The organism is Intrasporangium sp., assembly GCF_051961875.1.
Classification (GTDB): Bacteria; Actinomycetota; Actinomycetes; order Actinomycetales; family Dermatophilaceae; genus Intrasporangium_A.
Map to the genome: position 1 here is coordinate 1 of NZ_JBQCCV010000068.1, position 3630 is coordinate 3630.

Annotated in this window: 4 protein-coding genes; 3 read left to right on the top strand and 1 reads right to left on the bottom strand. The window is 72.4% G+C overall.

All coding sequences use genetic code 11. The annotated features are described in order from the left end of the window. Positions 1–265 precede the first annotated feature (265 nt). The gene (locus ACTHJJ_RS04115) at positions 266–1582 is read right to left on the bottom strand and encodes an MBL fold metallo-hydrolase (RefSeq protein WP_440301665.1); all 1317 of its coding nucleotides are present in this window, start codon (positions 1580–1582) and stop codon (positions 266–268) included. Between the two features lie 200 nt (positions 1583–1782). On the opposite strand from ACTHJJ_RS04115, the gene ACTHJJ_RS04120 reads away from it, so the two are divergent. From ACTHJJ_RS04120 to ACTHJJ_RS04130, 3 genes are read left to right on the top strand one after another with little or no spacing between them, the layout of a single operon-like run. Continuing rightward, positions 1783–2307, top strand: coding sequence for a histidine kinase (locus ACTHJJ_RS04120; RefSeq protein ID WP_440301666.1), 525 nt, complete (start codon positions 1783–1785; stop codon positions 2305–2307). A gap of 29 nt (positions 2308–2336) precedes the next feature. Beyond that, a complete protein-coding gene (locus tag ACTHJJ_RS04125; protein WP_440301667.1) occupies positions 2337–3191 on the top strand; it encodes a DUF4097 family beta strand repeat-containing protein in 855 nt (284 codons plus the stop codon). Continuing rightward, entirely contained in the window at positions 3188–3448 is a 261-nt protein-coding gene (locus ACTHJJ_RS04130) for a hypothetical protein (protein WP_440301668.1), read from the top strand. The genes ACTHJJ_RS04125 and ACTHJJ_RS04130 overlap by 4 nt, the downstream gene beginning before the upstream one ends. The last annotated feature ends 182 nt before the right edge of the window (positions 3449–3630 follow it).

Consider the following 3630-nt stretch of genomic DNA (forward strand, 5'->3'; position numbering starts at 1 on the left):
GCGGCGGCGGTGGGTCCTCGGGCTTCTCCTCACTCGGGGCCGATGCGGGGTCGGTCGGAGTCATACCAATCCACTACCCACCCTCCGACGCCGCGTCCTCGCTCACCAGTGGCTGCGGCTGGCGAAGGCGGCTGCGCTCGCACCGGGCACCGACGGCGCACTCCCGACCTGCGTGACAGATCTCGCCAGGGGCGCCATCGATGAGTCGCTCGCGCCGCCCGCCAACGCCCGCTCTCCGGTGTGGACGGGTGACCCGGCATACCTGCTAGTCGTGGTCCTCCGGGCCGGCGGCCGCGGTCCACCACGGCTGGGTGAAGCGCTCGGCCACCGACGACGGGTCCTCGGTGGAGAGGTCCACGCGCTCGCCGACTCTGGGGGCGATGACGGGCACGTCAGCCGCGCGGGCGGCGTGGAGGGTGCGACGGATCGGCTCGCTCCACCAGTGCATCGCGAGGTTGAAGGTCGCCCAGTGGACAGGCAGCATGACCGAGCGCCGAGCCGCGGTGAGGGTGGTCCGTGCGGTGTCGCTCCGGATGCCCTCCTCGTGCGCTCCGCCCGGGGTGTCGATGCGCTGGTCGCCGGGCAGGAACTCGTCGGCGGTGCCGGCCTCGTCGGCGACACGGGCGGAGGCGTCGGCACCGATCCGGTTCACGTCGCGGTGGGCCGCGACGGCCTGCTCGGGGTCCATGTGGATGTCGGGCCAGAAGGCGTCGTAGGCGCCGACAGGCACGAGGGTCAGGTCGAAAGGCCCGAGGTCGGCACCGATGCGAGCGAACCGCTTCGACGTGCCGGAGTCCCCGGCGAACCAGGCGCTGTGCCTGGGTCCGTGGAAGGCCCAGCCGGCGAAGAGCGAGACGCTCTCGACGATGCCACGCCCCGAGTTGTGCCGGGCCTCGGTGCAAGTCAGCCGGATGCCGGCGACGTCGGTCGCCTCCCGCCAGTCGAGGGCGCAGATCCTCTCGGGGGCGACACCCCAGGCGAGCAGGTGCAGGTCGACGCCGAGCGGCACGACGTAGTGCGGCTTCTGAGTGCGCTCGAGCCTGACGACGGAGTCGAAGTCGAGGTGGTCGTAGTGGTCGTGCGAGATGACAACCGCATCGAGCGGGGGCAGGTCCTCGATCTCGCCGGGCACCGGGTGCATCCGTTTGGGCCCGCGCCCCCGGACGGGAGACACCCGCTCGCCGAAGACGGGATCGAGGAGGAACCGGTGCCCGTCGAGCTCGAGCAGCGTCGTCGCGTGGCCGTACCAGGTGACGGCGAGCTCGGCCGCCTGCTCGGGCAGGTCGGGCTTGACGATCGGGATCTCACCGACGGCGCGTCCCCGCTTGTGGACCCGGATCGCGGCGAGGGCGGCGCTCGTCTGCACCCTGACCCGCGGCCGGAGTGAGGGTTCCGCGCCCCGGAACCGGCCGTCACGGAAGTTCGGCGAGTGCTGGACGTGCGCGACGATCGCGCTAGGGGAGGCGCCCATCCGGATGAAGACTCCGATGAGCTGGCGGGCCCGGGCCCGGGAGCTGAGCGTGGCGACGGCACGGGAGAGGGTGCGCGCCAGGGGGCGCTCCGAGGTGGCGAGACTCCGCATGGGTCTCATCTTCGCCGAACCCGCCGACGGGCACGGCAGCACCCGCCGCAACCACCGCATCTGCCTGGCGGCCCGGTCCGGGCAAGGGGACGGTCGATGCCTCAGGGACAGCGCGATGGCGCGCGGTGGTGTCGCTCGGGATGTGAAGTGATGTCAGAGTGGTGTTGACATGACACCATCATGACGTCATGATGGTGCACATGGACATCACCGAGTACGTCGACAGCCTCCGCAAGGACCTCGTCCAGGCGGCGCGAGCGATGGGGCCGGAGATCGAGCAGGCGGCCGAGCGGCTGTCCTTCGCGCTGGACTCGTCGGCGCGGCTCGCGCTGATGGATGCCCTCTCCCACGCGGCCGCCGAGATCACGAACGAGCTCGACGGCACGTCCGTCGAGGTGCGACTGCAGGGCCGCGAGCCGGTCTTCGTGGTCGTCCGCAGCACCCCCGCCCCGACCGAGCCGATCCCGACGGCCGACGACGCCGGCGACGACGACGGCGAGACCGTGCGGATCACGCTGCGGCTCCCGGAGTCGCTCAAGACCAAGGCCGAGGAGCTCGCCTCCGGCCGGGGCCAGTCGCTCAACACCTGGCTCGTCAGCGCGGTCCGCGCCGCGACGGCGCCCGGGCTCACGATCAACGTCGGGCCGTTCGGCGCCGGCATCCCCAACCCGTCCGGCCCCGGGCGGGGTCGCACCAACAAGCGCGTCCAGGGCTGGGTCCGCTGACCCCCGGCCACCAGCACAAGGAGACCACCATGGAGCACACCTTCACGACCCCCGGCCCGATCCGCCTGCGGATGGAGCTCCTCGCGGGCGACATCACCATCACGGCGACCGAGACGGACACGACCACCGTCCAGCTGACTCCGCGCGGGCGGGGCGGCGAGGAGCTGGCCGAGCGGTTCACCATCGAGCAGCGTGGCGACGAGGTCGTCGTCCTCGCCCCCAAGATGCGCGACGCCATCTTCAGCTTCGGCAAGGGATCCGTCGACGTCGAGGTGAGCTTGCCGCAGCGCAGTGTCCTCGACGCGAGGACGGGCTCGGGCGACATCGATGTCACGGGTCTCATGGACCGAGCCCGCGCCGCGACCGGCTCCGGTGACGTCACCCTCGACGAGTTCAATGGCGGCGAGCTCAAGTCCGGTTCGGGCGACATCTCGGCCCGCGTGGTGCGCGGCGACCTCACCCTCAAGACCGGCTCCGGTGACATCGAGCTCGACACGATGAGCGCCCGGGTCGAGCTGATCTCCGGGTCCGGCGACGTCACGGTCCGCCGTGCCGAGGGCCCGCTCCGCGCCAAGACCGGCTCCGGCGACCTCGTCGTGGTCGCCTCGTCGGCGGACCTCGACCTCATGACCGGCACCGGTGACGTCAAGCTCGTCGCCGTCCACGCCGGCGAGATCCGGGCCAAGACCGGCACCGGCGACGTCGTCGCCGCCATCGCCCACGGGGTGGCCACCTACCTCGACCTCAACACCGTCACCGGCGACGTCGAGGTCGACCTTGACGAGGCCAGCGGCCCCGACGGCGCCGAGTCCACCGCGTCGCTCCACGTCCAGTCCGGCAGCGGCGACATCCACGTCAAGAGAGCGCAGGTTCGCCTGTCATGAACACGTCCACAATGGTCCCCTTCCCCGACGCCCTCGCCCACCAGCTGATCGCAGAGCGCACGGCTGAGCGGACCCGCCGCTACCCGGTGCGGCGCCACAGCCGCACGGCGCACCTGCTGCGCCGCCTCGCGCAGCACTTCGACCCCGTGCCCGAGGTCCGCACCCCCGCCCCGCGACCGGTCCATGTCGACCGCAACGCCCGCCAGCCCCGCCCGTGGACCGCAGTGAGGCGCGGGCCGCACGCAAGCCGGCACTGACGAGAGCAAGCTGAACAACCCCGACCGCCTCCAGACCCCTCCCCAGCGGCGGGGGCGTGCGCCCCCCGCGCCACGCCCCCCGTCCCACGCCCGCCGGCCTGCGGTGGGGGTGAAGAATGGGCGGCGTGTTCGTGGCCCACTTCAAAGCCCAGGGGGACGCCGCCGGGCGGCCGGTGGGCGAG

What these genes read in the sequence shown, in the direction of transcription:
- ACTHJJ_RS04115 (WP_440301665.1), bottom strand. Translation starts at nt 1,582, where the DNA reads ATGCGGAGTCTCGCCACCTCGGAGCGCCCCCTGGCGCGCACCCTCTCC.
- ACTHJJ_RS04120 (WP_440301666.1), top strand. Translation starts at nt 1,783, where the DNA reads ATGGACATCACCGAGTACGTCGACAGCCTCCGCAAGGACCTCGTCCAG.
- ACTHJJ_RS04125 (WP_440301667.1), top strand. Translation starts at nt 2,337, where the DNA reads ATGGAGCACACCTTCACGACCCCCGGCCCGATCCGCCTGCGGATGGAG.
- ACTHJJ_RS04130 (WP_440301668.1), top strand. Translation starts at nt 3,188, where the DNA reads ATGAACACGTCCACAATGGTCCCCTTCCCCGACGCCCTCGCCCACCAG.